The organism is Sphingomonas bacterium (assembly GCF_903643035.1).
Lineage (GTDB): Bacteria > Pseudomonadota > Alphaproteobacteria > Sphingomonadales > Sphingomonadaceae > Sphingomonas.
Genome location: NZ_CAHJWW010000282.1, coordinates 1 through 3,559, shown reverse-complemented (window position 1 = coordinate 3,559; position 3,559 = coordinate 1). Strand labels below are relative to the sequence as shown.

Here is a 3,559-nt window from a genome sequence, read left to right as displayed (position 1 = left end):
GAGCGCAGCCAGCCGAGCGGCGACTCGGCGCGGTTCACCGTCACGCTCCGCCGCCGGACGCCGCCGCCACCACCACCGCCGCCACCCGCCGGCGCGCGCACCACGCCGTTGCCGTCCACCTCGCACTCCACCAGATCGCGCATCGTCCATCCTCCCGGTCCGTCGACAAGGGCTTGCCACGGACGCACAGCTGTAGGACAGAGCTTTTTACCGGATCGGTACAGGAGTTCATCATGCTGACCGCCATCCGCGCGGTACGCCGCGCCCGCGGACTGACGCTCGACGACGTCGCCCGCCGCTGCGTGCCCCCAAGCACCGCGCAGACCGTCAGCCGGCTGGAAACGGGGATGCGCACCGTCTCGATCGCCTGGATCAACCGCCTCGCCAACGCGATGGACGTGTCGACGGCCGATCTCGTCACCCTGCCGCAGGGCGCCGACCTGCCGGTGGCGGCGGTGCTGGGCGTCGACGGCGCGCGGGCGCCCCGCCACCCCTTGAGCGTGATCGCCCCCGCCGCCCCGCCCGGCGCGGTGGCGGTGACGGTCACAGGCGGCGTGGGCGACTATCGCGCGGGCGACGAGCTATGGTGCCTGCCGCTCGCGCCCGACCGTTACGCAGAGGCGCTCGACCGCGACGTGCTGGTGCCGCTGCCGGCCGGCCGGTTCCTGTGGGGACGGCTCGTGGCGCAGGAGGACGGGCATCTCCACGTCCTGCCGCCGGGGCCGGGCGGCCAGCGCCGGACGGTGGCCGACCCGCCGTGGATCGCGCGGGCGGTCCGGCTCGTCCGGATGCTGTGAGGGGGGTCAGCCGTCCCCGACGCGCTCGATGTCCGCGCCGACCGCCGACAGTTTCTCCTCCAGCCGTTCATAGCCGCGATCGAGGTGATAGACCCGGCTGACCTGCGTCTCGCCCTCCGCCGCCAGCCCGGCGAGCACCAGGCTCATCGAGGCGCGCAGGTCCGTCGCCATCACCGGCGCGCCCGCCAGCCGATCGACGCCGCGCACCACCGCCGTCCGCCCGCGCACCTGGATGTCCGCGCCCATCCGCGCAAGCTCGGGCACATGCATGTAGCGGTTCTCGAAGATCGTCTCGGTCAGGACGCTCGCGCCGGTCGCCAGCGCCAGCATCGCCATGAACTGCGCCTGCATGTCGGTCGCGAAGCCCGGATAGGGCGCGGTCGACAGCGTCAGCGGCCCGATCCGCCCGGTGGCGGCGACGCGCACGTTCCCGCGCCGCTCCTCCACCGTCACGCCCGCCGCCGCCAGCGCGTCCAGCGTCGCGCGCAGGTCGTCGGCGGTGACGCCCGCAAGCTCCAGGTCGCCGCCGGTGATCGCGGCGGCGCAGGCATAGCTTCCCGCCTCGATCCGGTCGGGCATCACCGCATAGGTCGCGCCGTGCAGCCGGTCGACGCCCTCGATCTCCAGCGTCTCGGTCCCGATCCCGTCGATGCGGGCGCCCATCGCGACCAGGCATCGGCACAGGTCGACGATCTCGGGCTCGCGCGCCGCGTTCTCGATCCGGCTGCCCCCGCGCGCGGTCACGGCGGCCATCACGACGTTCTCCGTCGCGCCCACCGACACGACGGGGAAGCTGTAGCGACCGCCCGCCAGCCGCCCGCCGCCCGCCGTCGACCTGGGCGCGGACGCCTTCACATAGCCGGCGGTGAACTCGATCCGCGCGCCGATCGCCTCCAGCGCCTTCAGGTGAAGGTCGATCGGCCGGTTGCCGATCGCGCAGCCGCCCGGCAGGCTGACGGTGGCCTCGCCCGCCCGGCCGACCAGCGGCCCGAGCACGAGGATCGAGGCGCGCATCTTGCGGACGATGTCATAGGGCGCGGTGGTGCCGGTCAGCCGGCCGGCGCGCATCGTCATCACCCGCCCGAAATCCTCCGGCCGCGACCCCTCGACCAACGTCGACACGCCGAACTGGTTGAGCAGGTGGCCGAAGCTGTCGACGTCGGCGAGCCGGGGCAGGTTGCGCAGCGTCAGCGGCTCGTCGGTCAGCAGCGCGCACGGCAGCAGCGTCAGCGCGGCGTTCTTGGCGCCGGATATGGGCAGGCGGCCGGACAGGCGGCGACCGCCGCGGATGAGAATACGGTCCATGGCGCCGGCTGTATCGCGGTGGCGAGGCGACGCAAGCGGAGGTGGGACGACAGGGGGAAACAGGGGGGGGGGGAAGAAGCCGCGTCGTCGGTCGCCGCCGCGCGACGCGGGCCGGGCTTGCGCGAGGCAGGCGGGCGTGGCCGCCTCCGGCGCTACGCCTTCTCCATCGTGCACTGGAGCGGGTGCTGGTTCTGGCGCGCGAAGTCCATGACCTGCGTCACCTTGGTCTCGGCGACCTCGTAGGAGAAGGTGCCGCACACGCCCACGCCCTTCTGGTGGACGTGGAGCATGACGCGGGTCGCCTCCTCCATGTTCATGCGGAAGAACCGCTGCAGGCACAGGACGACAAACTCCATCGGCGTGTAGTCGTCGTTCAACAGCAGCACCCGGTACGGGGTCGGCTGCTTCGTGCGGGTACGGGTACGGGTCGCAAGGCCGGTGCCGCCACCGTCCTCGTCGGTACCGCCGTTGCCGCCGCGGCGCTCGGCCATGGCGAAGGCGTGGTTGATTCGGTCGGCGGACATGCTTCGCGAGAATATGGCAGCGGGGGGCGACTGGACAAGCGGCTCGCCCGGTCGGAACGCAAAAAAGGCGACGATCGCCGGGACCGCCGCCTTTTTCCCCAAGCCCCGGCCCGGCGGGACCGCCGTATCAAGCCACGGGGATCAGGACGCGACCTTGATCTTGTCGGCGGCGATGGCCACGCGGTTCGAGATCGGCTGGGCGACGTCGCCGGCGAGCTTCAGCATCGTCTCGGCCGACTTCGACGTCTCGGCGATCATCGTGTCGAACATCGATCGGGCATAGCCGCCCTGAAGCTTCATGAACTCGGTCGGCGAGCGAGTCGCGGCCAGCGTCTTCATCGCCGCGGTCGCGCTCTCGAATGACCGCCGGGTGAACTCGGCGGCTTCCTGGCCCAGCGTCTCCAGACCCTTGGCGGCGATCTTCGACGATTCGACGAGCGCCTCCATGTTGCCCTTGCCGAACGAGCCGAGCTCCTCGACCACCTGGCCGGTCTTCTCCATCGCGGCCTTCGCGCGGCCGTTGACGTCGGCGAACGCGGCCTGGCCGCGATCGGTCGCCTGGCCGGCCGCATCCCCGGCGGCGGCGGCGAAGCTGGCGGCGGTATCGATGCTATCCATGACATGATCCTTTCTGGTGATGTCCGCCATGACCGCGGCGGGCGGGTCGCAGGGAACGGAGGCGGCGGGTGCCGCGGCACGGCGCCGGGCCGGTCGACCCTTCGGGGGAACGGCCACGATGCCGGATGTCGCAAGCGCGTCGGCAGTCCTGTCCGGCCGTTCCATGATCGACACCCCGTTATGCTGCGGTGCAACATAATCGATTTGCGGCGCCCGCGCAAGACTTGCGCGCGCCATGGCGGCGGCGGCGGCGGCGGGTCAGCGGGTCCGGACGTAGCGGCCGGGCGCGTCCTCGATCGCGGGCAGCGCGCCTTC

General features: G+C 72.2%; 4 protein-coding genes. 1 reads left to right on the top strand and 3 read right to left on the bottom strand.

The window, feature by feature from the left end; genetic code table 11:
- The first annotated feature begins 233 nt into the window (after positions 1 to 233).
- Positions 234 to 797: a helix-turn-helix domain-containing protein gene (locus tag HUV01_RS13865; protein WP_174298804.1), complete on the top strand. Its 564-nt coding sequence runs from the start codon at positions 234 to 236 to the stop codon at positions 795 to 797.
- 6 nt (positions 798 to 803) lie between these two features.
- Here the strand turns inward: HUV01_RS13865 and murA are convergent, their stop codons facing one another.
- The 3 genes from murA to HUV01_RS13850 form a co-directional block, all read right to left on the bottom strand.
- Positions 804 to 2,102 carry a UDP-N-acetylglucosamine 1-carboxyvinyltransferase gene (gene murA, locus HUV01_RS13860; RefSeq protein ID WP_174298803.1) on the bottom strand — a complete coding sequence of 433 codons (1,299 nt, stop codon included), beginning with the start codon at positions 2,100 to 2,102 and terminating at the stop codon, positions 804 to 806.
- A gap of 152 nt (positions 2,103 to 2,254) precedes the next feature.
- Complete coding sequence (gene clpS / locus HUV01_RS13855; RefSeq protein WP_174298805.1) at positions 2,255 to 2,593, bottom strand: ATP-dependent Clp protease adapter ClpS; 339 nt, start codon at positions 2,591 to 2,593, stop codon at positions 2,255 to 2,257.
- A 174-nt stretch (positions 2,594 to 2,767) separates the two neighbouring features.
- Positions 2,768 to 3,244 carry a phasin family protein gene (locus HUV01_RS13850; RefSeq protein ID WP_254606664.1) on the bottom strand — a complete coding sequence of 159 codons (477 nt, stop codon included), beginning with the start codon at positions 3,242 to 3,244 and terminating at the stop codon, positions 2,768 to 2,770.
- Positions 3,245 to 3,559 lie beyond the last annotated feature (315 nt).

Excerpts from the sequence above, each read along its gene's own strand:
- HUV01_RS13865 (WP_174298804.1), top strand. The coding sequence starts at position 234 with ATGCTGACCGCCATCCGCGCGGTACGCCGCGCCCGCGGACTGACGCTC.
- murA (WP_174298803.1), bottom strand. The coding sequence starts at position 2,102 with ATGGACCGTATTCTCATCCGCGGCGGTCGCCGCCTGTCCGGCCGCCTG.
- clpS (WP_174298805.1), bottom strand. The coding sequence starts at position 2,593 with ATGGCCGAGCGCCGCGGCGGCAACGGCGGTACCGACGAGGACGGTGGC.
- HUV01_RS13850 (WP_254606664.1), bottom strand. The coding sequence starts at position 3,244 with ATGGATAGCATCGATACCGCCGCCAGCTTCGCCGCCGCCGCCGGGGAT.